Origin of the sequence: Paenibacillus sp. FSL H8-0283 (assembly GCF_045040675.1) — a bacterium.
In the GTDB taxonomy this organism is placed as follows: domain Bacteria; phylum Bacillota; class Bacilli; order Paenibacillales; family Paenibacillaceae; genus Paenibacillus; species Paenibacillus amylolyticus.
Genome location: NZ_CP150295.1, coordinates 5,974,789 through 5,999,966, shown reverse-complemented (window position 1 = coordinate 5,999,966; position 25,178 = coordinate 5,974,789). Strand labels below are relative to the sequence as shown.

General features: G+C 45.6%; 21 protein-coding genes and 1 riboswitch. Of the genes, 14 read left to right on the top strand and 7 right to left on the bottom strand.

Annotated elements, in window-relative coordinates; genetic code table 11:
- Nucleotides 1-106 precede the first annotated feature (106 nt).
- From MHI52_RS26590 to MHI52_RS26580, 3 genes are all read right to left on the bottom strand, one after another.
- Nucleotides 107-748 carry a class D sortase gene (locus MHI52_RS26590; RefSeq protein WP_282320219.1) on the bottom strand — a complete coding sequence of 214 codons (642 nt, stop codon included), beginning with the start codon at nucleotides 746-748 and terminating at the stop codon, nucleotides 107-109.
- A 196-nt stretch (nucleotides 749-944) separates the two neighbouring features.
- On the bottom strand, nucleotides 945-2,423 hold the full coding sequence (locus MHI52_RS26585; protein ID WP_076328900.1) for an amino acid permease: 1,479 nt from the start codon (nucleotides 2,421-2,423) through the stop codon (nucleotides 945-947).
- 117 nt (nucleotides 2,424-2,540) lie between these two features.
- A riboswitch (Lysine riboswitch) is annotated at nucleotides 2,541-2,756 on the bottom strand.
- A 146-nt stretch (nucleotides 2,757-2,902) separates the two neighbouring features.
- Entirely contained in the window at nucleotides 2,903-4,045 is a 1,143-nt protein-coding gene (locus MHI52_RS26580; protein ID WP_405157950.1) for a virulence factor, read from the bottom strand.
- Nucleotides 4,046-4,286: 241 nt separating this feature from the next.
- Here MHI52_RS26580 and MHI52_RS26575 point away from each other — a divergent pair, with 241 nt between their 5' ends.
- Nucleotides 4,287-4,706, top strand: coding sequence for a hypothetical protein (locus tag MHI52_RS26575; protein WP_127546579.1), 420 nt, complete (start codon nucleotides 4,287-4,289; stop codon nucleotides 4,704-4,706).
- 49 nt (nucleotides 4,707-4,755) lie between these two features.
- On the opposite strand, the gene MHI52_RS26570 is transcribed toward MHI52_RS26575, so the two are convergent.
- Nucleotides 4,756-5,454: a response regulator transcription factor gene (locus tag MHI52_RS26570; RefSeq protein ID WP_017692253.1), complete on the bottom strand. Its 699-nt coding sequence runs from the start codon at nucleotides 5,452-5,454 to the stop codon at nucleotides 4,756-4,758.
- Between the two features lie 344 nt (nucleotides 5,455-5,798).
- Here MHI52_RS26570 and MHI52_RS26565 point away from each other — a divergent pair, with 344 nt between their 5' ends.
- The 6 genes from MHI52_RS26565 to MHI52_RS26540 all read left to right on the top strand — a co-directional run bounded on the left by MHI52_RS26565 (nucleotide 5,799) and on the right by MHI52_RS26540 (nucleotide 14,573).
- Entirely contained in the window at nucleotides 5,799-8,645 is a 2,847-nt protein-coding gene (locus MHI52_RS26565; protein WP_405157949.1) for an ATP-binding protein, read from the top strand.
- Between the two features lie 385 nt (nucleotides 8,646-9,030).
- Nucleotides 9,031-10,377, top strand: coding sequence for a cytochrome ubiquinol oxidase subunit I (locus tag MHI52_RS26560; RefSeq protein WP_036606964.1), 1,347 nt, complete (start codon nucleotides 9,031-9,033; stop codon nucleotides 10,375-10,377).
- Nucleotides 10,374-11,408, top strand: coding sequence for a cytochrome d ubiquinol oxidase subunit II (locus MHI52_RS26555; protein WP_036668011.1), 1,035 nt, complete (start codon nucleotides 10,374-10,376; stop codon nucleotides 11,406-11,408). Before MHI52_RS26560 ends, MHI52_RS26555 begins: the two co-directional genes overlap by 4 nt.
- A gap of 32 nt (nucleotides 11,409-11,440) precedes the next feature.
- On the top strand, nucleotides 11,441-11,614 hold the full coding sequence (cydS, locus tag MHI52_RS26550) for a cytochrome bd oxidase small subunit CydS (protein WP_405157948.1): 174 nt from the start codon (nucleotides 11,441-11,443) through the stop codon (nucleotides 11,612-11,614).
- Nucleotides 11,615-11,685: 71 nt separating this feature from the next.
- Nucleotides 11,686-12,732, top strand: a complete 1,047-nt coding sequence (locus MHI52_RS26545; RefSeq protein ID WP_405157947.1) for an MBL fold metallo-hydrolase — start codon at nucleotides 11,686-11,688, stop codon at nucleotides 12,730-12,732.
- A gap of 215 nt (nucleotides 12,733-12,947) precedes the next feature.
- On the top strand, nucleotides 12,948-14,573 hold the full coding sequence (locus tag MHI52_RS26540) for an ABC-F family ATP-binding cassette domain-containing protein (protein WP_036668008.1): 1,626 nt from the start codon (nucleotides 12,948-12,950) through the stop codon (nucleotides 14,571-14,573).
- Nucleotides 14,574-14,686: 113 nt separating this feature from the next.
- Here MHI52_RS26540 and MHI52_RS26535 read toward each other — a convergent pair whose 3' ends face one another.
- Nucleotides 14,687-14,875: a hypothetical protein gene (locus MHI52_RS26535; RefSeq protein WP_017692261.1), complete on the bottom strand. Its 189-nt coding sequence runs from the start codon at nucleotides 14,873-14,875 to the stop codon at nucleotides 14,687-14,689.
- 290 nt (nucleotides 14,876-15,165) lie between these two features.
- On the opposite strand from MHI52_RS26535, the gene MHI52_RS26530 reads away from it, so the two are divergent.
- On the top strand, nucleotides 15,166-16,053 hold the full coding sequence (locus MHI52_RS26530) for a cation diffusion facilitator family transporter (RefSeq protein WP_036606974.1): 888 nt from the start codon (nucleotides 15,166-15,168) through the stop codon (nucleotides 16,051-16,053).
- A gap of 91 nt (nucleotides 16,054-16,144) precedes the next feature.
- Here the strand turns inward: MHI52_RS26530 and MHI52_RS26525 are convergent, their stop codons facing one another.
- Nucleotides 16,145-16,663: a hypothetical protein gene (locus MHI52_RS26525; protein ID WP_051447019.1), complete on the bottom strand. Its 519-nt coding sequence runs from the start codon at nucleotides 16,661-16,663 to the stop codon at nucleotides 16,145-16,147.
- Nucleotides 16,664-17,036: 373 nt separating this feature from the next.
- Entirely contained in the window at nucleotides 17,037-17,201 is a 165-nt protein-coding gene (locus MHI52_RS26520; RefSeq protein WP_017692264.1) for a DUF1328 domain-containing protein, read from the bottom strand.
- A gap of 220 nt (nucleotides 17,202-17,421) precedes the next feature.
- On the opposite strand from MHI52_RS26520, the gene MHI52_RS26515 reads away from it, so the two are divergent.
- The 6 genes from MHI52_RS26515 to MHI52_RS26490 all read left to right on the top strand — a co-directional run bounded on the left by MHI52_RS26515 (nucleotide 17,422) and on the right by MHI52_RS26490 (nucleotide 25,164).
- Nucleotides 17,422-17,931: a DUF948 domain-containing protein gene (locus MHI52_RS26515; protein ID WP_036668007.1), complete on the top strand. Its 510-nt coding sequence runs from the start codon at nucleotides 17,422-17,424 to the stop codon at nucleotides 17,929-17,931.
- Between the two features lie 68 nt (nucleotides 17,932-17,999).
- Complete coding sequence (locus tag MHI52_RS26510) at nucleotides 18,000-18,533, top strand: hypothetical protein (RefSeq protein WP_036668006.1); 534 nt, start codon at nucleotides 18,000-18,002, stop codon at nucleotides 18,531-18,533.
- A gap of 94 nt (nucleotides 18,534-18,627) precedes the next feature.
- A complete protein-coding gene (locus MHI52_RS26505) occupies nucleotides 18,628-18,972 on the top strand; it encodes a general stress protein (protein WP_017692267.1) in 345 nt (114 codons plus the stop codon).
- Between the two features lie 341 nt (nucleotides 18,973-19,313).
- A complete protein-coding gene (locus tag MHI52_RS26500) occupies nucleotides 19,314-20,483 on the top strand; it encodes a PP2C family protein-serine/threonine phosphatase (protein WP_036606980.1) in 1,170 nt (389 codons plus the stop codon).
- On the top strand, nucleotides 20,480-24,205 hold the full coding sequence (locus MHI52_RS26495) for a response regulator (RefSeq protein WP_076253594.1): 3,726 nt from the start codon (nucleotides 20,480-20,482) through the stop codon (nucleotides 24,203-24,205). Before MHI52_RS26500 ends, MHI52_RS26495 begins: the two co-directional genes overlap by 4 nt.
- A gap of 86 nt (nucleotides 24,206-24,291) precedes the next feature.
- On the top strand, nucleotides 24,292-25,164 hold the full coding sequence (locus MHI52_RS26490) for a protein-glutamate O-methyltransferase CheR (protein WP_036606984.1): 873 nt from the start codon (nucleotides 24,292-24,294) through the stop codon (nucleotides 25,162-25,164).
- Nucleotides 25,165-25,178: the final 14 nt, after the last annotated feature.

The following is a 25,178-nucleotide window of genomic DNA, read 5'->3' as shown; positions in this document are numbered from 1 at the left end:
AAAATTCATCGTGTGAGATAGAAATACCCTCTAGCAATCACTACGAAGACTTAGCGTCGACGTGTGAATATGCTAGAGGGTATTTTTTGGTGATATTTAGGGAGGATCAGGTCCCCGTAACATTTGGTTTCACTGCAATAGCTCTTACAATTAGGCGATGTGTTGGATTGACGAGTGGATCACAGGTAATCAAGGTAAGGACCTGTCCAAGCCCAGGATCCTCCAGCACAGATAAGTCAGTTGGCTCCACAACGGATATCTGATCTACCTTATATTGGATAATCGTTCGATCTGCCAGGGTGACTTCCATTGAATCACCAATCTGGAGTTCTCCCAGACGATTGAACAGTCGTCCTTTTTTGTGGGCGCGATGAGCGGCTATCGCAGCATTACCTTTGTTCCCGATACTGGTGGTTTCAACAAGATGGGTTGCAGCTACCTTCATGTTGGCTTCCGTTGCACCCTCCAGAATCGGTAAGCGGACATCAATCTTGTCAATTGATAGTATCCCTAACGTATCCGAAGAGAGCTCTTGCACTGTAGCTGTATTGTCAGTAGTCGGCTCGGCGGAAGCTGCGTCCTGCATGCCTTGTTCGAAAGAGTGATTAAGCTTAGACAAGCCGTTTTGCAATTGCTCCAGATCGTTCATGACACGGGTTTGCTGCCAGTCATAATACTTTTCCCGCAGGAAAGGAAAGCTGATGATCAGGATGCCCAGTAGAACGAGCAGGATAGAGAATTTTTTCATTATACATCAACTCCCGTTGTCCAAGAAAAATAGTATACCTTTCTCTATTCTACTTACGGATCTATACAAAATATGGACAGGGACGAAAGGATGTACAGAAATGTTCGAAGGGGGAGAGTCGAACCAAAACAAAACCTCCCCGTTTCGCTACAGTAGGAAAACTGCAACGCCACGGGGAGGTTTTATTAAATAGCCACTATTTATCAGCTGGTGAATCGGTAGGTGTGAAATCACATTCCTGTAGCGGCACCACTTTGGTCTTTTTGATCCATTTGTAACCGAGCCACAACACCAGGAACAGGGGTACGCTCAAGTAGGCAACGATGGCTCCACTCCAGTCGATCTGATCACCCGTGAATGCCTGATAGTTCTGTCCGATGATCACGATGATACACAGGACAAAGGCAAAGATCGGACCAAACGGGAACCAGCGTGCACGGTAAGGCAGATCGCTCAGATCCCTGCCTTGTGCAACGTATGCACGACGGAAGCGATAATGACTGATAGCGATACCCAGCCAAGTGATAAAACCACACATACCGGATGCATTCAGCAACCACGTGTACACAATCCCATCACCGAACAGCGAGGCAAGGAATGCCAACATACCAACGGCTGTTGTAAGCAAAAGTGCATTCATTGGAATACCCTTTTTGTTCAACTTGCCCAAGAAACGAGGGGCTTTACCGTCACGGGCAAGGGCATAGAGAACCCGGCTTGAAGCATACATGCCTGAGTTACCGGCAGAGAGTACAGAAGTCAGAATAACGGCATTCATGACGGAAGCCGCAATGGCGAGGCCAGCTTTCTCAAACACCAGTGTGAACGGGCTGACACCGATATTTTCCAGGTCACCTTTGAGCAGATTCGGATGAGTATACGGGATGATCAGACTGATCACGGTAATCGCCAAGATGTAAAAAATCAGAATGCGCCAAAATACCTGACGAATTGCACGAGGAACATTTTCGCGCGGGTTTTCACTTTCACCGGCAGCTACTCCGATAAGCTCGGTACCTTGGAATGAGAATCCAGCAGCCATGAACACACCAAGCACAGCGAAGAATCCGCCATGGATGGGCGCATCACCGATGGTGAAGTTGCTAAAACCAACGGCTTCTCCGCCCATAATACCAAAGATCATGAGCACACCAACGGCCAGGAAGATGATCACAGTAGCGACTTTGATAATGGCGAACCAGTACTCGGACTCTCCATAACCTTTAACGGACAACACGTTCAAGGAAAAGATCAGCACGAGGAACAATAAGCTCCATAACATGGATGAACTGTCGGGGAACCAGTATTTAATGAGTACAGTAGCGGCAGCAAGCTCTGCTGCAATGGTTACCGCCCAGTTGTACCAAAAGTTCCAGCCCATGGCGAACCCGAGAGCAGGATCGACAAAACGTGCGGCATACGTATTAAATGAACCGGAGTCCGGCATAAAGGTAGCAAGCTCACCAAGGCTGGTCATTAGGAAATAAACCATGATGCCAACGGCCACATAGGCAATTAATGCTCCACCAGGGCCTGCGGTTGAGATGGCGGTACCACTTGCGAGAAACAGCCCGGTACCAATTGAGCCACCGAGGGCGATCATCGTCATATGGCGTGCGCGTAATCCTTTTTTCAGGGAAGGTCCAGTTGTTGTTGGGTTACTGCGGTCTTGCATGGAAACACTCCTTCATTCGATATACTGATGTTTGCGATACCTGAATTCATAAACAAAAAGACCACAGGCATCAGCCTGCGGTCTTTAATATTTCAATGTCCGCACCATGTCCCAGATGATTAAGATAGCTCAACACAGAAGAATTCATACCTTTATATAAAGGAAATGTACTTCCGTGACAGTTCTGCGCCTTTCGACAGCAGCCCCAGCTCACCGGACCGTATAAGGAACGTCCAGCGAGCTTCGGCGGGTACACCTTTCGGCTGATCTCATAAGCGGCTCCTTAGCGCCTCCATCAGCGTACTGATCGCACCCGCGACCTCTACCTCACCATCAATGGATGAGGTGTATCTATTGTCTATGAAATTATGAACAACACAACTTAACACCGTGTGTTCTGTTTAGTAAACAGACAATCAGTATAACGCGCATGGTTTTCCAGTGCAATAACAATTGTTGGATGTGAGGTCTAGAGACGACTATTCCTCTTTTTTGTTACGGCCAGCCATCTGCTGCCATACCGTTCCAGCAGCCTGTTCGCCCGATTCGATCCGCTCCAGAGCCATCTTGGCCTGCAGGCTGACTTCGAATTCGGGATCATCAGCTGCAACGCGCAAGGCTTGTTCTGCTTCTTCTGTTCCGACCTCATATAGAAAACGAGCTGCACGCCAGCGTACAAGTTTACTTTTATCGGATAACGTAGCTGTCATGGCTGGAGTGGCGGCAGGATCACCGATATCCGACAAGGTATCCCCGGCAGTCCGGCGTACCGCAGGAGAACTGTCCTGAAGTGCTTCATACAGCAATTCCATCGCTTCCGGTGTACGAATGTCACCCAGGTATACGACAGCCAAGCGACGTATCTGCATTTTGTTGTCATGCAAGGCATGGGCTACGAGAGGCAGTCTTTCTGCCGTAGGCTCCATGCTGTCAAATGCCGCATAGCGAACATTCCAGTCTTCGTTTTGCAGAGCCTCTTCAAGTTCGGCTCCATCCAATTCACGGCGGCGCTCGACGAACTCTTCGGATTTGGTACCATGTTCAATGGCCTGTTTAATGACTTGCTCCAGCCGTTCCGGCGGGTAAGCGGCTTCCAATTCCTGCTCGACTTCACGTGCAATATCAGGCAATTCACCATATCGAACACCGTAATCACTCAGTTTACGTTCTTTGATCATCGTTGCACTGGCGACTTCTGTTACGGCTTTGACAAAGCGGTCTGACAACGAAATTCGTTCTTCCTTGACCCCGGCCTTGACCCTAATTTGCATCGGTACACCTCGGAAGAATTGTACAAATACCTGTGCTTCTCCGAAGTGCTCGCCTGAACCATCTTCGGATTCAATCCAGTCCAGATCGATGCCGTGCTGTCCAAGGCGATTTTGGACTTCGCCCAAGATAACGGACCAGTCGGCATTCCCTTTACGATCAAGTGCGACAAAGTCTGTTGTGTGGAACACACTCTTTACACCGGGAATATGAAGCATCTGGCGAATGAACGCCGGAGCAGATCGTTCGTTGTCCAGTGTATATGTTTTGCGAATTCCGTCCTCCAGACGTTCATCGAGATGTAACATCATCGTATTTGGACTCGGTGTTGGTTCAATGGAAACAATATTCATCAATGTAACCTCCTATAGTACCAGATTCATCTTTAACTTCCCGTAAATTAAATCACACGGGTATTTCTCTATTTTACATCAATGTGTGGAATCTGCGAAATCATCCAGAAGTGAAGTGGACGTGTCTAACACTTAATGTGAAGAAGTGCGAAATTTGTTAACACTTCTTTCATGTTCACGCACAAACATTTTTAAACGAAAATTGGCACAATAAAGATAAGAATCAACTGGAGGTATACCTATGGAACCCATTACCGTGCTCTCGGATGGAAAACGTCGTATTGCATATGAGAATATTATTCAATTGTTCAGGAACTGGATTGAGGACTCAACATCTGGTTCTGCGATAGAAACACATCGGGGAAGTTGGGAAAATGCCCGTTATTGTATTGTTGATTATCAGGTTGCCGAAGAAGCGGTGTCAGCAGCAAATGCCATTCGGGCTTTTATGCCACAACTTCCGTTACTGGTCATTACGGATTTCCAATCCCTTATTCGTAAGCGTCACCTGCAAGAAATTACAGGTACGGGTGAGATGAAGATGATTCTCTGGAACGAGCAAGACCCGAATCAACTAATCAAGGATATGGAAAATTGGTTTCATTCTTCGTCTATCCATAACTCAAAAATAGCCATACCACCCATCTTATCCATGAGATAAAAGAGAGATATGGCCAAAGATGTTTAACTTTTTAATCGTTACGATCGTATTAGATCACATATTTATAGCCTGTTCCCCAAACCGTTTTAATATAACGTGGGTTCTTGGGGTCAGGCTCAATTTTTTTACGCAGACTTGAGATATGAACATCAATGGTACGATCCAGATAGGCGCGTTCGGAGCCTTTGATCCGATCCATCAGTTCATTGCGGGTGAACACTTTACCCGGATTGCGGTACAATTCCTTCATAATCTCAAACTCAATATGAGTGACCTCGATTTCAACGCCATCCACAAACAGGGTTCTTCTATACTCATTCACATTCACATGTCCAGTAACCTCTGCCTGCTTGTCTTCTTTTACCGGTTTATCCTGATAGGAAATGATTGATCTTCGCAGCAGTGCTTTAATCCGGGCATCCAACTCTTTCAAACTAAATGGTTTGCACAGAAAGTCATCCGCACCATTATGCAATGCACGAAGTCGATCATTCAGCATGGTGCTTGCCGAGATCATCAGAATGGGCACAGTGGAGTGCTGGCGAAAGGCTTCTACGAGATCATTTCCATCCATTTCAGGAAGCATGAGATCCGTTACAACAATATCCGGCTGGAATTGTGGAAACAGTTGAAGTGCCTCGCGGGCATGATGAACCCGTTCAGTGATGTATCCTTCCTCCTCAAGAAAGAAAGCAATCATGTCGGCTAGATTTTTCTCATCTTCTATAAGAAGTACTTTGATAGTCATAGGGTCACACTCCTGGTGAAAATAATATGTTAAGAAAATGCTAAAAAAACAAGGTGAATTGCGAATAAATGCCGCAAATTTTTTAATGTTTCTATCCCAGAATATAGGATGTATATGTAGAGAAAGAATACGCTTTTTGAATGAACTTCAATATTCTAGCATGAATGCAGTTTGGTTGCCGATCAATCAGAATTTCCCAAAGCTACACCAAGTATTAATTACAGTATAATGGATCAGAACGAGTTAAGGGGAAAAAAGTAATATTGTATCCGCTTAAGTTTATAGGGGGAACCAACGTTGTTGTTGAAAACAGAAGAAAAAATGATCCATGAGGGCAATTGCCTATGGATCGTATAAAGGCAAGACAAATGCTGGATTGGGTCGTGTTGAAACTGAGAATACCCTGGATTGGGACCAGCATTCTGATCATTCTGGGCACACTAAGCACTATTTTTCCGTTTACTTTATTCTATGGTGTACAGTTTATGATTGGTAGCGCCGCAGCACTAATTGCTCTTCGTTTGCATGGGGCCATCTATGGATTTGTCACCCTTACAGTTATCCATCTCCTGAATACCGTCTTTGTCGGCTTTGTGCCGCACAATTTAACTGTCATGCTTGCCCACTTCATGGAATTAATCTGGATGCTCGTTTGGCAGATCCGCTGGAAGAATGGCAGCTTAATCAAGGCTAATGCTGTCTTTTGGGTAGTCATGTTACTTCCTGTTATCTATGCCGGGCATTTTATGTTGGGTTTAAATATAGACGATTTGAAGTATGAGTATATGTATATTGCTGTGATTGGTATGGTGAATGCGCTGATTGCGGGAATTGTAGTTGATTTTTGGATCACCACGGGTGAACACAAGTCAAAACGCATGGGAACCATTCCACTAACAAGAATTGCGTTTAAATACGTAGTCGCCTTTGTGGTATTTGTTTCTCTCGTACTGTTATCCGCAGATAGCCGCAGACAATTGGGGCAAATGAATGATGCCATATTACGTGATATGAAATATGCAGCAACTGCGGTTGTTCAGGATCTTGATGAAGAGTACGTTACCTCTGAGAATATGGATCAGAATATGGCGCGTTATCATCATCTACTGGGTGTGAATGTGATTCTGCTGAATCGCAATGATACAGTCGTCGCTTCTGGTTTGAATACACTACAGGTGGGCGAGTATCTGGACATGGACAGATTCCGTCTTCTGAAGTCGAGGGATAACCTCATTCTGTTAAGTTCCGCAAATATCCATTACAGCGATGTATTGAATCATTGGAAACAAGCCTCTTTTATCTATGAAGCAGAAATGACAAGGTTAACACCTTATCGGGTATTCATTGTGACTGACTCGTCCGAGTATTACCCCCGAATCGAATCCATTTATCTGACCACGCTACAATCCCTGTTCATCATCATCGTGGCTTCCATGATCGTAGCGGCTCCTCTCAGCAGTAAGGTTGTTAGCCCGCTGTTAAGACTGACCCGAATGACAGGCTCTCTTCCGAGACTGCTGTTTCGAAATGGGAAGATGGAGTGGCCAACCAGCCATGTAACCGAAGTACAGATCCTGATTGGTAATTTGCGCAAAATGGCCGATGTGCTGCTGGAACAATTCGAACAGATTCGTCACGACAAGTTAACGCTGGAGGACAGGGTTATCGAGCGTACCAAGGAACTCAAGAATAGTGAAGAGGTCAAACGTGCCATTATTGAATCCTCTATTGATGCGATTATCGCTGTGGACTCCAATGGGCTGATCGTTGAGTTTAATCCGGAGGCTGAAAGAATGTTTGGATTGCGTCGGGAAGAAGTGATCCTGCACAAGGAAGCGCCATCTCTTTTTCAAGGGGCCAGCTGCAAGGAGATCAAGAATTTGCTTGAGCGATTTGAATATGTTGAAGGTAAAAGATACACCATCGTTGAAGAAATTTCAGGTATCCGACGGGATGGTTCCGTATTTCCGATTGAGTACAAAATTGTTGAGATCCAGTTGGGCAAAAATGAGACATTATATAACCTGTTTATTAAGGATATTACGGAGCGGACCAGAGCAGAAGAAGATCGTGTACGTCATGCCCTTGCGCTGGAGAAGCTGAACTCGGAGTTGTTCAATGAGAAGATTGCCATCCAGGAACAGCGAGATATCAGTGAGCAATTTATTGAATCCGTACGAGAAGGGCTCGTGATGTCTGATCGATCAGGTACCATAACCATCGTCAATCGAAGGATAGAAGAGATGTTTGGTTTGGGTGATTTTATGGGCAGATCCATTGAGGATTTGGCGCAGGCGATTGATACGATGGTATTAACGGACAACTTCAATCTGATGGAACAGACGAGAGCATTCCTGAATGGAGAAACGGCGTTTATCGAGACCGAATTTATATTCAATAATGTGGATAAAAGTGTATTTTCCTTGTACATGAAGCAGATGGATGTCCCCGGTAAAAACCATGGGTTTCTGCTGGTGTTCCGTGACCGAACAGGAGAAGAACGGCTGGATCGGATGAAAAATGAGCTGATCAGTGTGGTATCTCATGAGCTTCGAACGCCTGTAGCCACCATTATGGGATATGTGGAACTTATGATGATGTATGACCTTCCGGCAGCTCAACAGCGGGAATTCATGCAGACCATCTCTTCGGAGGGCAAGCGGCTGAGCAGTTTGCTCGATGATGTACTTGATATTCAGCGCCTCGACAACGAAGGTATGACTTATCACATGACGTATGTACCGCTGGTGGAGTTGGTAGAAGGGGTTGCCGAACAGTGGAATATGAAGTCTGCCCAACGTATCTACGTGCATACGTTTAATGGAGACTTCTTTGCTTATGCGGACCAGAACAGGATGGTTCAGGTTCTGCATAATCTGGTGGGCAATGCAGTTAAGTATTCTCCGGGAGCCGATCGTATTGATATTACGTTATGGGAAGAAGAGGAATGGTTATGTCTTGATGTGCGTGATTACGGAATAGGTATTGCGGAGCAAGAGAAGGACATGCTGTTTAATAAATTCTATCGGGTCGATAATTCGGATCATCGGCAGATTGGTGGAACAGGAATTGGGTTGTACATTTCCCGTAAAATTGTAGAGGATCACAAGGGTACGCTGACTTTTATATCTGCACCGGACAAAGGAAGTACGTTCAAGGTCCGACTGCCCAAGCAGGACGTATTGGTGTGAATTTAAGATTGGATGAAGAAATGTATTTCACTTTTTTTATGAACCAAGTTTATGTACGAGACCTACGAATAGAGCCTTTGCCCTTCAGCGCGTGAGCGTGATAAGGGGAAAGGCTTTTTTTGTTTTTCAATTTCCCCGGATAAAAAAACAACTTCTTTTGCAAACTGTCTATAGAGCCATAATTTGCATCCCATGCAAAAGGAGGACGGCAGGTATATGTTCCGTAAACAAGAGAAAACACTCATTATCGTCTGTCTGGTTGCAGCTGTGGTTGTGCTGTATGCCGTTGTGAAGAGCATCATCCGAATCATGAGTTATTGAGATACACGTTCAAGCAGAGTAACTGCTGTCGTACATAACGATTATGTGAAAGAGGAGTGTAACCATGTCATCCCTGGACCCTGTTTTGCTCAGCCGGATACTAACCGGTCTTACCCTGTTTGTACACATTATTTTTGCCTCTATTGGTGTAGGCGTGCCACTTATGATTGCCTTGGCCGAGTGGCGAGGACTACGAACCAATGATATGCATTACACCTTGCTGGCACGCCGGTGGGCGCGAGGTTTTGTCATCACCGTTGCTGTTGGCGTCGTTACAGGCACCTCGATCGGATTACAGCTCAGTCTGCTGTGGCCGATGTTTATGCGGGTAGCGGGTCAGGCAATCGCCCTGCCGCTGTTCATGGAGACGTTTGCCTTTTTTATAGAGGCGATCTTTCTTGGAATTTACCTCTATACGTGGGATCGTTTCAAAAAGAAATATACGCATATGCTGCTGTTGATTCCGGTAGCTCTCGGTTCTTCTGCATCTGCGATCTTCATTACAACGGTGAACTCCTTCATGAACCAGCCTCAGGGATTCACCCTGATTAATGGCATCATGAAAGACATTCATCCGATTGCTGCCATGTTGAATCCGGCAACGCCAACCAAAGTGTCCCATGTACTCGCTTCTTCCTACACCTTGAGTGCAGGTATTCTGGCGGGGATAGCCGCTTTCAGTTTACTTCGGGGACGGGATCATGTGTATTACAAAAAAGCACTGAAACTCACGACGGTATCTGCGCTCGTATTTGCCATCAGTACCGTCATGATCGGCGATTCCTCCGGTAAATTTCTTGCGAAATATCAGCCGGAGAAGTTGGCTGCCGCAGAATGGCATTTCAAGACGATGAAAGAGGCACCGCTCGTTTATGGGGGGATTTTGGATGAGAACAATGAAGTGAAATACGCGATTGAGATTCCCTATGCACTTAGCATTTTGGCGGGGAATCGTCCCGATACGGAAGTGAAAGGTCTCGAAGAATTTCCGGCGGATCTGAGGCCACCACTGTCCATTCATTATATGTTCGACCTGAAGGTCACAACGGGAGTAATCATCCTGATGATTCCTGTGTTATATGTATTGCGGCGCTGGTTGCCAGGGCGTAAGCCATACCCCAAATGGCTGTTGCTTGGCATCGTCTTGCTGGGGCCTCTGGCCATGATTGCGATCGAGTTGGGGTGGATGTTCGCTGAAGTGGGCAGGCAGCCTTGGATCTTACGCGGATATATGAAGGTGGCGGAAGCGGCCACGACGTCAACTTCGGTAGGATGGATGTTAGTGTTGTTCATCTTGCTGTATCTGATCCTGTGTTTCTCGTGCATTCGGGTACTCAGCAAGCTGTTCCGCAACAAGGAAGCAGAGAAGGAACTAGAGTCTCTGGGGCTTGAAGGAGGGATCGTGCATTGAGTTTCGAAATTGCAGGCATCGCAATATTGTGGACGTTTTTGTTCGGTTACTTGATCGTTGCGTCGATTGATTTTGGCGCCGGGTTCTTCAGCTTTTATAGCATTTTGACCGGGCATGAGAACAAAATTCATAACATCATTCAGCGCTACCTGTCTCCTGTGTGGGAAGTGACGAATGTATTTTTGATCTTTTTTGTGGTCGGACTGGTCGGGTTTTATCCGGACAGCGCCTTTTATTACGGGACGGCTTTGCTGGTTCCAGGTTCCTTGGCCATTGTACTGCTTGCGATCCGGGGCGTGTATTACGCCTACAATACCTATGGCAATCATGGGCAGAACAGCCGGATCTATATGGCATTGTACGGGGCGACGGGATTGCTGATTCCGGCGGTATTTTCCACCATTTTGGCGATATCCGAAGGCGGGATCATTGAAGAGGTGGGCGATCAGGTGTTTTTTCGCTGGCGTGAATTTTTGACGAATCCCTATACCTGGTCGGTTGTTTTGCTTGCACTGGTTAGTGTGCTGTACATCTCGGCGATGTTTCTTTCCTATTATGCAAAACGGGCGGGGGATGAGCCGGCATATGAGGTGCTTCGAGAGTACGCGCTACTCTGGAGTTTGCCTACCATTTTTGCAAGCTTTCTGGCTTTTCTGCAGATTAACAAACAGAATCCCGAACACTTTGAGCAGATGGTAAATATTTCGTGGATGTTCATCGCTTCGTTTATTTGTTTTGTCATTGCTGTGTCGCTGGTGTGGAAAAGTAAATATCTGGGTTGGTGTTTTGTTGCTGTCATGCTTCAGTTTGCCTTTGCCTGGTATGGTTACGGGCGATCTCACCTTCCGTACATATTGTATCCTTACATCAATATTTACGACGGCTTTACGAATCGCACGATGGGGATTGCGCTCATTACAGCGTTTAGTCTGGGGTTACTCGTGCTCATTCCTTCGCTTGTGCTGATTATGAAGCTGTTCCTGTTTGATGCCAATTATGTGCGCGGTAATTCTGGTAAAAAGAAAGGATGAGTCTGTTCATGCACCCAAACATGTTCTTACTCATGACTCCCTTGCTGGATCCACTATCTACTGAGGGAGTCACGGGGATACCCGGTATAACCGGATTGAGCTTTTTTGAGACATTCACCATTATGTACGCCCCTCCACTGATCATTGCGGCTGCTATTGTCTTTCTGTTTATATATCTGGCCGTATATAAGAACCCAAAGGATTGATTGGTTGGTACGTCCATTCCCGTTTGGGGTAATCTGTTGTTAAGAAATGAGGAAGGGAGGAGGGCCCTTTCATGCCGAAAATCCGTTATAACAATATCGATAATGTAAGTACGGACAAAACGCTGAAGGAATTCAAACAATGGAGGGAGCAACGGCGGAGCAAAGTGAAGGACTACACCTACACCGTGCCCAAACACCCGCCTGAACTGGATTATCTGCATGCCAACCGGGATGACACAAGTATTACCTGGATTGGACACTCCACGTTTTTCATTCAATATTATGGATTGAACATCGTGACTGACCCGGTGTGGGCCGAAAAAATGGGATTTCAACGAAGGCTCGGTGCCCCCGGCATTCCGATTCAGGATATTCCACCGTTGGATGTGATTCTGATATCCCATTCCCACTATGATCATCTGCATCTGGCTTCCTTGCGTAAGCTGATTACAGCCAAGACGTTGCTCATCGTACCCGATGGTCTAAAACGCAAGATGATTCGCAAAGGATTCCATCGATGCCAGGAGATGAAATGGTGGGATCATATGACACTTGGCGGAGTCAAAATAACTTTTGTTCCTGCACAGCACTGGACGCGCCGAACGTTGTTTGATACCAATACGTCTCATTGGGGCGGTTATGTATTGGAATCGAATCATTCGGCAACGAATTCAGCAGTGGAAAGTGCTACAACAACGAACAATCAGGATGAATCATCCACGGAATCAGGGAAGGACGAAACATCCAAAACATCCGGCGGTCCGCCTGTGTTGTATTTTGTGGGTGATACAGGTTACTTCCAGGGTTTCAAAACGATTGGAGAACGCTTTGACATTGGGGTTACCCTGATGCCCATCGGTGCCTACGATCCGGAATGGTTCATGACTTCTCAGCATGTGACACCCGAAGAAGCGCTGCAGGGGTTCGTTGAATCCGGCTCACAGCTCATGGTGCCAATGCATTACGGCACATTCAAGCTGGCGGATGATACGCCCAAGGAAGCGCTGGATCGGCTGGAAGTTGAACGTGAACGTTTAGGCATTGGTAAAGAGCGGATTCGGGTGCTTGGTCATGGCGAAACACTCCGCATTCATCACGAGGAAGGTAAACAGGGCTAACAAAAGTGAGCCAAATATGTTAATGTAGGGATATGCCTGCATGAACAGTACATTTACCAAATCTTTAATAAGTAAAAAGCGGCCAATTTTCGAATTTGCCGCTTTTTTGTGTTATAATATGGTGCCAGAATAGGCATCGGGATATTGAATCCATGATTTACGCAACTTGCTATTCATGCAGTATGCAGATTAACCAATAAAGGATGGTATGCTTAATGATCAGTACAAGCGGCATCACGCTCCGCTACGGAAAACGTGCACTTTTTGAAGATGTAAATATCAAATTCACACCAGGAAACTGTTACGGCCTCATCGGCGCCAACGGAGCCGGTAAATCAACATTCTTGAAAATTTTGTCTGGTGAGATTGAAGCCAACTCGGGAGAGGTGCACATCACCCCGGGCGAACGTATGGCCGTTTTGAAGCAAAACCACTTTGAATATGATGAGTATCCGGTTCTCGAAACGGTCATTATGGGTCACGCTCGTCTGTATTCCATCATGAAAGAGAAGGATGCTTTGTATGCGAAGGCAGACTTCACAGAAGAAGACGGTTTGCGTGCAGGTGAGCTTGAAGGGGAATTCGCTGAGCAAAACGGCTGGGATGCTGAACCAGATGCAGCGGCGCTCCTGATCGGTCTTGGCATTGTACGTGACATGCATGACAAAAAAATGATAGAGCTGAGCGGAAACGAAAAAGTCCGTGTATTGCTGGCACAAGCGTTGTTTGGCCGTCCAAACAACCTGTTGCTCGATGAGCCTACCAACCACTTGGACCTCGAATCCATTCAATGGCTGGAGAACTTCCTGATGGATTATGAAGGTACCGTTATTGTGGTATCCCATGACCGTCACTTCCTGAACAAGGTATGTACGCATATCGCAGATATTGACTTCGGTAAAATCCAGATGTACGTAGGTAACTATGACTTCTGGTATGAGTCCAGCCAATTGGCACTTGCTCTGCAGCGGGATGCCAACAAGAAAAAAGAAGAGAAGATTAAAGAGCTGCAAGCCTTTATTCAACGTTTCTCTGCGAACGCTTCGAAGTCCAAACAGGCGACTTCCCGGAAGAAAACACTCGACAAAATCACATTGGATGACCTTCGTCCATCCAACCGTAAATACCCGTTTATCAACTTCAAGCCTGAACGTGAAGCAGGTAAACAATTGCTGACGGTAGATCGTATTGACAAATCCATCGATGGTGTGAAAATGTTGAATGATGTGAGCTTTGTGGTGAACAAAGGTGACAAAATTGCATTTGTTGGCCCGAACGGAAATGCCAAATCACTGTTATTTGATATTCTCATGGGTGAAACCGAAGCAGATAGCGGCGAATATACTTGGGGTATAACGACGACTCAGGCTTATTTCCCGAAAGACAACTCTCAGTATTTTGACGGTGTAGACATGACTCTCGTGGATTGGCTCCGTCAGTATTCGAAAGATCAGGATGAAACGTATCTGCGTGGATTCTTGGGCCGTATGCTGTTCTCCGGTGAGGAGTCCCAGAAGAAGGCTAGCGTACTCTCCGGGGGGGAGAAGGTTCGTTGTATGCTGGCAAAAATGATGCAGACAGGTGCAAACGCACTGATTCTGGATGAGCCAACGAACCACTTGGATCTTGAATCCATCACAGCACTGAATAACGGTATGATTGACTTTGACGGCACAATGCTGTTTACATCCCATGACCATCAGTTCATCCAAACGATTGCTAACCGGATTATCGAAATTACGCCAACAGGCATCATCGATCGCCAAATGAGCTATGACGAATATCTGGAAAGTGATGAAATCAAAGAACTGCGCAATAAAATGTATCCGGTAGAAGCTTAATCTAAGCATCATCTGCGGCACATGATTATAGGAACACCAAAGAACCGCAAGCCTCTGTGAAGAGGGCTTGCGGTTCTTTTTGTAATTCAATGGTTTCTCGGCGGCTTTAAGACCTAAGATCCACCAGTACGGCGCCGTTGGTTGTTAGGCTTTTTGTTGTTTTGACTCTTCATCGCTTTAGGTCCGCCTTCAAAGTAGGCGCTGGATTGGTTACCAGAATTTGCTTGTTCTTTCTTTTGCGCCAGTTTTTGGCGTATAGCATCCTGCAAACTGACCTTTTTCGGTTCGTTATTTTCGCTCATCGTTATTTCCCTCCCGGTCTTACAGTGAGCCGTCCAGATTGGACGGGATGTACCTATTTTATACGTTTTATAAAAGCCCCACAAGGGCAACCTGATAAAATGCTCAAAACCTTTGGTTTTACCCAGGCCAACATTTTTTCTCAATAACTACAGCCCTGCCGTCTGGCAACTTTGTTTCGGCTTGCCTACAGCAATGCAACCTGGCAACACTGTTTCTGTAGACCCACACGCTCCGCATTTGGTAACATGGAAAAACCGTAATACGAAACGTTAAAGGGGTGTCGCCCGGTTTGAACGCTTATGAAGAAATTCGAAAAGGGGAGCGAGGGGCTTGGGTTAGTATCGTAGCCTATCTCGTCTTGTCCGCTTTTAAGCTGATCTGTGGATATTTATTTGCTTCCAGCGCCTTGCTGGCCGATGGTTTTAATAACCTTACAGATATTGTAGCATCCATTGCTGTACTGATTGGGCTTCGGATCTCCCAGAAACCACCTGATTCGGATCATGCCTATGGTCATTTTAGAGCGGAGACGGTTGCTGCTTTGGTAGCTTCATTTATTATGGCTATGGTTGGGCTGCAAGTATTGGTTGAAGCCGTTCGCTCCTGGTATGAAGGAGCCTTTGTTGCTCCAAACCTGTGGGCGGCAGCGGTGGCTGTAGTCTGTGCTGTGGTGATGTTAGGCGTGTACCGTTACAATCACCGTCTGGCAAAACAAATTAATAGTCAGGCTCTGATGGCTGCGGCGAAAGATAATCGTTCCGATGCCTGGGTCAGCATAGGCGCTGCAATTGGAATTATAGGTGCGCAGTTTGGACTTCCATGGCTGGATAAAGTAGCTGCCATTGCTGTAGGTCTGTTGATCTGCAAAACGGCTTGGGAGATTTTTCGGGATTCTACACATCGTCTTACCGACGGATTTGACCAGAAGGAACTGACGGATCTCAGATCCTCCGTAGCACGCGTTCCCGGTGTTGAGATGATCAAGGACGTGAAGGCACGTGTGCACGGCAGTCATGTACTTGTGGATGTAGTCATTGAAGTGGACGGAGGCCTAAGCTTGATTGAAGGCCATCAGATCTGTGACCGTGTTGAAGAGCGGTTGAAGCGATCGCATAACATCATGCATGTACATGTACATGTGGAACCAAAGACGGAAGAAGTCACAAGGAACCCTTGAACAGGGAGTGAACATCTTGGAAAATGAAAAGAGGACAGCCGCGATTGTGCGTGCTGTCCTCTTTACTTATCGTTAGAACGATTATACGATGTTATTGAATGGCAACGTGGATCCACGCTTTGCCTTTCCAAGTGTATACTTGTACCCACTCGCCGCCATCGAATCCATCAACCACTTCACCTGTTGTATCGATGACTTGGGAACCTAATGCACCGATTGGTTTACCGTTAGGTGCATCATAGAACCAAGTGCGCTCCAGAAGGTTCAGCAACATCGTTGGTGCCAGTACTTCATCACCTGGTTTTACGAGTGGCTCTTCAAACATTTTGTCATCTGTAGTCGTAGCTGGCGTTTCAGTTGTAGTTGAAGTACCTTCTGCACCTGTAGTGTCTACTGTTGTACCTGTTACAGTCTCAGCAGTACCTTCTACTGTTTCTACAGCAGGTTTGTTCACTTCAACAGCCGGAGTTGTTGTGGTCGATGGTGTTGTTGTAGCCTCAGTTCCTGTTTCCGGATTTACCGTTCCAGTAACCGCTTCCTCCGCACCCGCAGCGGCAGCCATCGAACCCATCAACGTTAAAGCAGCGGCAAAACTTACGATTTTTTTCATTTTGTTTTTCCTCCTCGGTAGGTATGTAAAATGTTGTCCTGATTACAAGTAACCAAGCAAGCACCCTTATGAATCACAAATTATAACAATATTTTCTTGCATTCTCCAGTGTCAACTGGCTCATATGTGGGTATATAGCAAGCCTGTAAATATCATACTTCAGTGGGATAAAACCGGGTTGGCTATCTCAAAAAGGTCCTGTTTTTTTTGGGATTCATACGAGAGCGGATTGGAATAAAGCAGAAGGGAGTGCAATACATAATATAGAAAAGTTGACCTATGCCTGAACGCACAAAAGCCAATCGGCTTGGGAGCACGATCGGCTTTTGTATGTAATCGTTTAGTAAACACTCAGTCATATCAGAGCCTGAGGTTATCGCATTCGGCTACGTCCCGTAATCAGGGAGATTACGAACAGTACAACAAAGATGAAGAAGAGTACTTTCGCGATTGAAGCAGCTGCTTCAACAATACCGAAGAATCCAAAAATACCTGCTACCAGTGCAATAATTAGAAATAATACAGACCATTTCAACATAAGTATTCATCCTTTCGTATAATTGATTGTGGAGTGAGTTGTGTTCACCTCACCGCCTTGTGTAGTCTAACTTTAACCGAGTGCTAACCGCTTGAAACATTGGTTTTTTTTCCAAGCGAAGGCATATATGAAGGGATATATCATATTGTTTCGTCCGGGAAATCGCCGGGTAACTATAGCAATAACAAACTGATGCACATATGGAAAGAGAGGTTCTTCTATGATCTATCAAATTAGCGTGGCCCTGATTGCAGTGGCATTTGCAGTACTGGTATTCTTTTTAATTCGTACCTTGAAATCCGCTCAGGGTTCTTTGGACAATGTCTCACAGACATTGCAGGAGGTACAGAAAACCATTGACGAACTTAGTTATGAAGTGAAGCAGACGGTAAGACATGCCAATGATATTACGGTGGATGTACAACACAAAATGAAAAAAATTGATCCTGTTATGGAATCTGTTGAGAATCTGGGAGAAGTGTTGAATGAAGTGACGGCAGCAGCCAAACAAGTCTCCACAACGCTGATGGCGAAATTTCAGACCAAACGTAACAACGCTGAACAGACCAAGCATGCTGAAGCGGTTCATGTAACTGCACCGCCTGCTACATCAACGGATCGTACCCTGCAATCCTATGAAGCTACATATAATGGTGAAGCTAAGGGCGGGAAAAACTGGATGAAGTATATTGATGTTGCAGCGAATGTATGGCAACGGATGCGCAAGTAACATGACCGCTTTGTAACCCATGAAGAAGCCTTCAGAGCGGTGATGAACCTGATGAAAGGGTGAGAATCATGATGAAACTACTGCTTGTGATGTTTAGCGTAATTTCTCCCTTTTCCGTTCAACCGGCAGCGGTACCCGCTGCTCACGATATGCAATGGACGGCAATGGAAGAGAAGGCGTCAGAGGTAACTCTGGCTGTTGATCGATCCGAGACTTTCCAGCATTTTCGGACTCTGAATGGCATTTCTCTGGATGACACCATGGATGATTTGTTGGCCAAGAAGGGCCAGCCGGGGTATAAGCAGGAAGATCCTTATCTGGGGTGTCCTGAATATCACTTTCATGATGTGAAGGTTGGCTTGTGTGAAGATACGGATGTCATTCAATATGTGCATATCGATGCATCTGAGAATCACATCATGTTAAACGGAAAGAGAATTGAGATGAATATTGAAGCGATCCATCATGCTCTAGGGAAACCTTATTATGTGGCAGAGGACGGAGAAGTGTTTCTCCGTGGAGACCAGGCTCTGAAGGTATATATGAAGTCAGGCTCTCATCAGATTGAAGGCATTGATCTTTTTGATGACACAGTTTCCTAGGATTGGTTATTACCAAATCGTTTCAAACCCATATAGTATGGTTATATACTAAGTAGCTCGATACAGAAGATTAAATCAGAGGAGAGTGGAAACGATGAATTCAACCAATGAGCAAGCTTATGCAAAAGTGGTAGAAAACGGAGTCCAGGCGGTAGAAGCGGTGAAAGAATTGCAGATTACCGGATACCTTGCTGATCAAATCTTTGTTCTCGCCCATGAGAAGGATCGTACAGATCGAATTGCCGATACAGCAGATGCCAAAGAAATTGGCATAAAGGAAGAGGGCGTATTTGATTCCTTGGCGAATCTGTTCCGCTCACGTGGTGATGAACTCCGGGCCAAAATTGTATCGATGGGCTTTACCGAAGCCGAAGCGGATTTCTACGAGAGTGAACTCGACAAAGGTAAAGTACTCGTTATTGCTAAAAAGAAAGATTAACTCGATAAGTTGAAGTTTGCTGAACATGGACAAGCTTCTGAATCATTTATGTAAAATGCTTAATCAAAAACATAGATAAGGAATGGGGAAACCCCCATTCCTTATCTATGTTTTTGCAAGTTTGGAAGCGGGATCAGGACGCTGCAAAAACAGGGTGAGTCGCGGGGATATTCCCCTACGATGGTGCCATTTACTGATAGAAGTTTTTTGTTTTTACGATTATAGTTATACTAGGAATTATTATGTCTACTGCCGTTTTGTATGCAAAATTTGTATAATCAACGTTTGTTTTAACCTAATAAGAATCGACAAACCCGGACGCCACAGATAAGGAGATATCAATGAGAATACTTATTGTTGACGACAATCCGACGAATGTCATTATCATTCGAGAAATTCTGAAAAAAGAAAACTATCGTGACATTGTAACGGCGAGTTCCGCCATGGAAATGTTTGAAGTGTTAGGAATTGGGGAGGAAAGCAACGAACTTCGTCCAAGACCGTCGGATATTGACCTGATTTTGCTAGATATGATGATGCCTGAGATGGACGGTATCGAAGCCTGCAGTATTGTGCAGAAATTTGAGAATCTGAAGGATATACCGATTATTATGGTGACTGCCATCGGAGACTCCAAGAAACTTGCCGAAGCATTGGATGCTGGTGCATCTGATTATGTGACCAAGCCGATTAATAAAGTCGAACTGATGGCCAGAATTCGACTCGCACTTCGTTTGAAACAGGAGAAGGATTGGCATAAAGAGCGTGATCAACGTATTCAGGATGAGCTCAAGTTGGCAGCGATGGTCCAAAATGCTGTATTAAGTCCGGCAATTAGGGACCCGTTGTTCCAAGTGCATGCCATCTATAAACCATCCTTTGAGCTTGCGGGTGATCTGTATTCTTGGTACCCCCTTGGGGAAGGCCGTTACGGAGTACTGCTGCTCGACATGATGGGACACGGGATATCTTCATCCCTGTTTACCATGTTTATCGCTTCTGTGTTAAAAGATACGGTTACCACTTATGTGGATCCAGAGAAGGTCATTCAGGAGTTGAACCGTCGTTTTAACCAGCTCCATCTGGAAAAACAATTGGTGCAGTATTATTTCACGGCAATTTATTTGGTCGTTGATACACGGATGAAACGTATTGATTATGTTAATGCGGGGCATCCACCTGCTTTATTTTTCCGAAACGACGGCAGTGTCACCACATTTGACAGCGTCTGCTGTCCTGTTGGTTTATTTGACAAGATGGATATTGAACCACAAACGATCCATTATGAGGGTGACGGGCATATTGCACTCTATACGGATGGATTATTGGAAGCTGTTCAGGGCGGGCAGGAAGAACAACATGAATTCCTGATCGAAAAACTGACTGGCTCACATCAGTGGAATGAAGCTGCTATGCAGGCCATGTTTTTTGACGACGAAATTCCCCAAGAGCGGGATGATGATAAATGTCTGGTCTGGATTACTTTGAATAAAGGGGCGGGGGATGAATGAAGATCAGGAATAAACTGCTGATTGGTTTTACCGCTCTGATGGCCATTTTGATCGTGCTCACGTTTGTGAGTTATGAACGGTTAAACAGCAGTAATCAACAGATTGATCAGATGTATCAGGAACGTTATCTCAAAGTAAGGTTCACTTCTGCTGCACGTGGAGAGGTCAATGATATTGCCAAAGTGCTGGCTAACTTGTTATTGAATCCGAACAATTCGATTAATGCTGCTGAGGGTGACCTGAAGGAGATGAAGGATCGGGGGGATGGTTACCTCGCAGAAGTGAGAAACCGGGCAGACAGTGCACCTGAACATCAACTGGTGGATCGTGTGAATACGGCGTGGACCGCTTATACATCTTATGCAACGAGACAGATCAACCTGATGTCCCAAAACCGGGTAGAAGATGCGAATAACTACCGCAATTCAACAGGACTCGCGGTGCAAAAAGAAACTGTGGATAGTTTGAATGCTCTTTCACGTTATCAGGACCAAGAGATTGATGCTGAGATCAAGAACGCTAACGAAGCGTATACGAGAGCAGTACAGATCACGATAAGTATCATGATTGCCGGGTTGTTGCTTGCATTGGGTGTCATTCTGTGGGTGCTGCCGAGTATTACACGGGGTCTGAACACTGTATCTATGATGATTACCAGCTTTGGTAAAGGGCGTTACCGAACCATTCGGCGCATACAGGTCAAATCAACCGATGAGATTGGTCAGATTGCCAGTGTGTTCAAAGATGTATCCAGTGATCTGGAAGAAAAACTGGAGATCGAGAGGGCTTATGTGCAGGCTCAGCAGGATCAAAACTGGATGAGTTCGAACATCGCAAGAGTCCCGGAGCTGCTTCGGGGGATTGGCTCCATTCGCCAAATTTCACAGATGTTTATCAGTGAGTTCACACCTGTGCTTGGTGCTCAGTTGGGTGTCGTCTATCTGATCGATGAGGAGAAACATCCCGACGAACTGAGACGTTACGGTGCATACGCATTTGAAGAGAACGAAGATGTTGGTAAGGAAATGTATCGCATCGGGGAAGGCCTGATTGGTCAAGCCGCGCTGGATATGACACCGATTATTCTGGAAAATACGCCCGAAGATTACGTGCATATTGGTTCAGCTTCAGGCTCAACACGTGCTGCGGGTATCATGATCTATCCTGTCGTGTTTGAAGATGAACTGATTGGTGTAGTTGAAGTGGCTTCCTTTGAAGGTTTCAATGAACTGCACAAGCAGTTATTCACACAACTGATTATGAACCTGGGCGTAATTTTGAACAACGTTCGACGTCGTTTGCGTGTGGAGGAGCTGCTACGTGAATCCCAGGCACTGACTGAGGAACTGCAGGTTCAATCGGAAGAATTGCAGACACAGCAAGAAGAACTTCGTCGTTCCAATGAGAATCTGGAGGAGCAGACAGAGGCGCTTAAACGATCTGAGGAGTTGCTACAGCGTCAGCAGGAAGAACTGGAACATTTTAATACGGAACTCATTGCCAAGACGCGGGCGCTTGAAGAGCAGGTGCGTGAAGTTGAAGAGAAAAATGACGAAATTGAGAAAACGAAGACACAGTTGGAACAGCAAGCTACACAGCTGTCGATGACAAGCAAGTACAAGTCCGAATTTTTAGCGAATATGTCACATGAACTCCGTACACCATTGAACAGTCTGCTCATATTGTCCCAGTTATTGTCTGAGAACAAAGGTGGAAATCTGACTGACAAACAGCAGGAATATGCGCAAACCATCTACATGTCGGGCGCGGATCTGCTGAAGATGATTGATGAGATTCTGGATCTGTCCAAGGTGGACGCAGGTAAGATGGATATCAATTATGAGACCGTACGAATGGAAGAGCTGACCAGCTTTGTTCAGCAGAACTTTGGACCGATGGCGAACAAAAAGGAACTGAACTTGAATATTGATTTCGACAGCGATCTACCGGAATGGGTGTACACCGACAGCCATCGCGTCAAACAGATTTTACGGAATTTGTTGTCGAACGCATTTAAGTTCACCAATCGAGGTTCGGTTAGTCTAATTGGACGACGGATGAAACCGGAAGAACTGCCGGGTTATATGAACACCAATCAGGAATATCTCGGATTCAGTGTAAAAGACACCGGCATTGGTATTCCATCGGACAAGACGGATCTGATCTTTGAAGCGTTCCAGCAAGTAGACGGGACCACAAGTCGGAAATACGGTGGAACTGGTCTGGGATTGTCCATTAGCAGGGAATTGGCACGTTTGCTTGGTGGTGCAATACAGGTGGAATCATCCGAGGGAGAAGGTAGCTGCTTTACCTTATACCTGCCGGATAATCATGAAGAGGAAGCCTTGGCGGAGGAAGGTGCTTCAAGAGAAGCGGCTGTTTCCTCAGAGGATCTTTATGAAAAGTCCATCGAAGCACGGACCATGCTTTCAAGTCATCAGTCCATACTCTCTCCTGATCCGGAGCGTAGCGTGGGTACAGATCTTTCTCCTTCCCATACTCCAGATGTCACGCAGATCGAAGATGATCGGGAGAATCTGATGGAAGGTGACAAAATCCTCCTCATCATTGAGGATGACGTGAACTTTGCACATATTTTGATGGATATGGCGAGAGGAAGAGGATTCAAAGCACTTGTTGCCCTTCAAGGTGATAAAGGACTTGAAATGGCACGTCAATATTTGCCGGATGCCATTATCCTGGATATTCAATTGCCGGTGATGGATGGTTGGACCATTCTGGGCGAGCTGAAGAGCAGTTCGGCAACACGCCACATTCCGGTTCATGTGATTTCAGTCATTGATGATATGAAGCAAGGTCTGATGATGGGTGCCATTGCGTATCTGAAAAAACCTTCGAGCAAGGATTCACTGGATAAAGCATTCTCGCATATCAAATCATATACTGAGAATCAATTGAAACGACTGTTGATCGTCGAAGATGACGAAATTCAGCGTAAAGCCATTATTGAATTGATTGGTCATGATGATGTTGCAATCACCGCTGTATCGACAGGTAGTGAGGCATTGAATGAATTACACAGCCAGCGTTATGACTGCATGGTACTGGATCTGATGTTAACGGATATGACCGGGTTTGAGTTGCTCGATCAGATTCGCGATGATGAATATCTGAACGATCTGCCGATTATAATTTATACAGGCAAAGAACTAGATTCCAAGGAAGAAATGAAGCTGCGCAAATATGCGGAATCCATCATTATCAAAGATGTGAAGTCACCGGAACGTTTGCTGGATGAGACCACTTTGTTCCTGCATCGGGTAGAAGCGAATTTGCCGGAAGACAAGCGTCGAATCTTACAGAAACTACACAACAAAGAAACGTTGTTTGAAGGCAAGAAAATATTACTTGTAGATGACGATATTCGTAACGTATTTGCCCTTTCAAGTGTTCTTGAAGGCTATCGGATGGATGTGACGTTTGCTGAGAACGGCCGAGAGGCTTTGGAGATTTTAGACAAAAATCCGGAATTTGATCTGGTACTGATGGATATGATGATGCCAGAGATGGACGGTTATGAAGCGATGACACGAATCAGACAGATCCCGCAGTTTGAAAAGTTGCCGATTATTGCGCTTACGGCCAAAGCCATGAAAGAGGATCGCGGCAAATGTATTGAGGCTGGAGCATCTGATTATGTGAAAAAACCGATCCAGACAGATCAATTGTTATCCTTAATGCGCGTATGGCTGTATTCGTAAGTTCATTATTCGTATGTTCATTGTTTGGGTAATGAAAGACAATACGACGAATACGCAAGTAACAAATGAAGAAGTGGAGAGAACTTATGACACCGTGGGAACCTACCGAGACGGGGGCAGATTTGGTCCGTATGCCGCAAGATGAAGAACGCGAGCTGATCGAGATTGAGTTGCTGTTGGAAGGCATGCACCGTTTATATGGATATGATTTTAGAAACTATGCACTGCCATCCCTGAAACGAAGAATCTGGCATCATGCACATGCTGAAGGTGTTAAGAGCATATCCGGCTTGCAGGAGCGTGTTCTTCATGACCGTTCCGCGTTTGAACGTTTTGTACAGAACTTATCCATCCCTGTAACGGAAATGTTTCGAGATCCTTCGCTTTTCCGAATGTTTCGGGAACAGATTATTCCTATCCTGAGAACCTACCCGTATATCCGAATATGGCATGCGGGATGCTCTACGGGAGAGGAAGTTTATTCCATGGCCATCATGTTGCATGAGGAAGGACTGTATGACAAGGCAAGAATTTACGCAACGGATATGAATGATCGCTCTTTGCAACAGGCCAAAGAAGGCGTATACGGTATTGAGAAAATGAAACTATTTACTACAAATTATTTGGAGGCAGGGGGTACCAGAGCCTTCTCCGAGTACTATACAGCGAAATACAATTCGGTGATATTTCATCCCTTTCTAAGGAAGAACATCATTTTCGCCGAGCACAACCTGGCAACAGACCGGTCATTTAACGAGTTTAATGTTATCTTTTGCCGTAATGTCATGATTTATTTTAATGATGAACTGCGGAACCATGTGCATGGGCTGTTTCATGAGAGCTTGAGCCACTTTGGTATTCTGGTTCTGGGGTCGAAAGAATCGATACATTTTACAGAGTTCAGTGATACCTATGAGCCGTTAGACCGGACCGAAAAAATATACCGGAAGATCAAATAGGGGGTTAGGGTTAG

Bases quoted from the DNA above. Each gene is read 5' to 3' on its own strand.
- MHI52_RS26585 (WP_076328900.1), bottom strand. From the start codon at position 2,423: ATGCAAGACCGCAGTAACCCAACAACAACTGGACCTTCCCTGAAAAAA.
- MHI52_RS26590 (WP_282320219.1), bottom strand. From the start codon at position 748: ATGAAAAAATTCTCTATCCTGCTCGTTCTACTGGGCATCCTGATCATC.
- MHI52_RS26560 (WP_036606964.1), top strand. From the start codon at position 9,031: ATGTCATCCCTGGACCCTGTTTTGCTCAGCCGGATACTAACCGGTCTT.
- MHI52_RS26490 (WP_036606984.1), top strand. From the start codon at position 24,292: ATGACACCGTGGGAACCTACCGAGACGGGGGCAGATTTGGTCCGTATG.
- MHI52_RS26495 (WP_076253594.1), top strand. From the start codon at position 20,480: ATGAAGATCAGGAATAAACTGCTGATTGGTTTTACCGCTCTGATGGCC.
- MHI52_RS26515 (WP_036668007.1), top strand. From the start codon at position 17,422: ATGATCTATCAAATTAGCGTGGCCCTGATTGCAGTGGCATTTGCAGTA.
- MHI52_RS26545 (WP_405157947.1), top strand. From the start codon at position 11,686: ATGCCGAAAATCCGTTATAACAATATCGATAATGTAAGTACGGACAAA.
- MHI52_RS26525 (WP_051447019.1), bottom strand. From the start codon at position 16,663: ATGAAAAAAATCGTAAGTTTTGCCGCTGCTTTAACGTTGATGGGTTCG.
- cydS (WP_405157948.1), top strand. From the start codon at position 11,441: ATGACTCCCTTGCTGGATCCACTATCTACTGAGGGAGTCACGGGGATA.
- MHI52_RS26535 (WP_017692261.1), bottom strand. From the start codon at position 14,875: ATGAGCGAAAATAACGAACCGAAAAAGGTCAGTTTGCAGGATGCTATA.
- MHI52_RS26505 (WP_017692267.1), top strand. From the start codon at position 18,628: ATGAATTCAACCAATGAGCAAGCTTATGCAAAAGTGGTAGAAAACGGA.
- MHI52_RS26575 (WP_127546579.1), top strand. From the start codon at position 4,287: ATGGAACCCATTACCGTGCTCTCGGATGGAAAACGTCGTATTGCATAT.
- MHI52_RS26500 (WP_036606980.1), top strand. From the start codon at position 19,314: ATGAGAATACTTATTGTTGACGACAATCCGACGAATGTCATTATCATT.
- MHI52_RS26520 (WP_017692264.1), bottom strand. From the start codon at position 17,201: ATGTTGAAATGGTCTGTATTATTTCTAATTATTGCACTGGTAGCAGGT.
- MHI52_RS26570 (WP_017692253.1), bottom strand. From the start codon at position 5,454: ATGACTATCAAAGTACTTCTTATAGAAGATGAGAAAAATCTAGCCGAC.
- MHI52_RS26540 (WP_036668008.1), top strand. From the start codon at position 12,948: ATGATCAGTACAAGCGGCATCACGCTCCGCTACGGAAAACGTGCACTT.
- MHI52_RS26565 (WP_405157949.1), top strand. From the start codon at position 5,799: ATGGATCGTATAAAGGCAAGACAAATGCTGGATTGGGTCGTGTTGAAA.
- MHI52_RS26510 (WP_036668006.1), top strand. From the start codon at position 18,000: ATGATGAAACTACTGCTTGTGATGTTTAGCGTAATTTCTCCCTTTTCC.
- MHI52_RS26580 (WP_405157950.1), bottom strand. From the start codon at position 4,045: ATGAATATTGTTTCCATTGAACCAACACCGAGTCCAAATACGATGATG.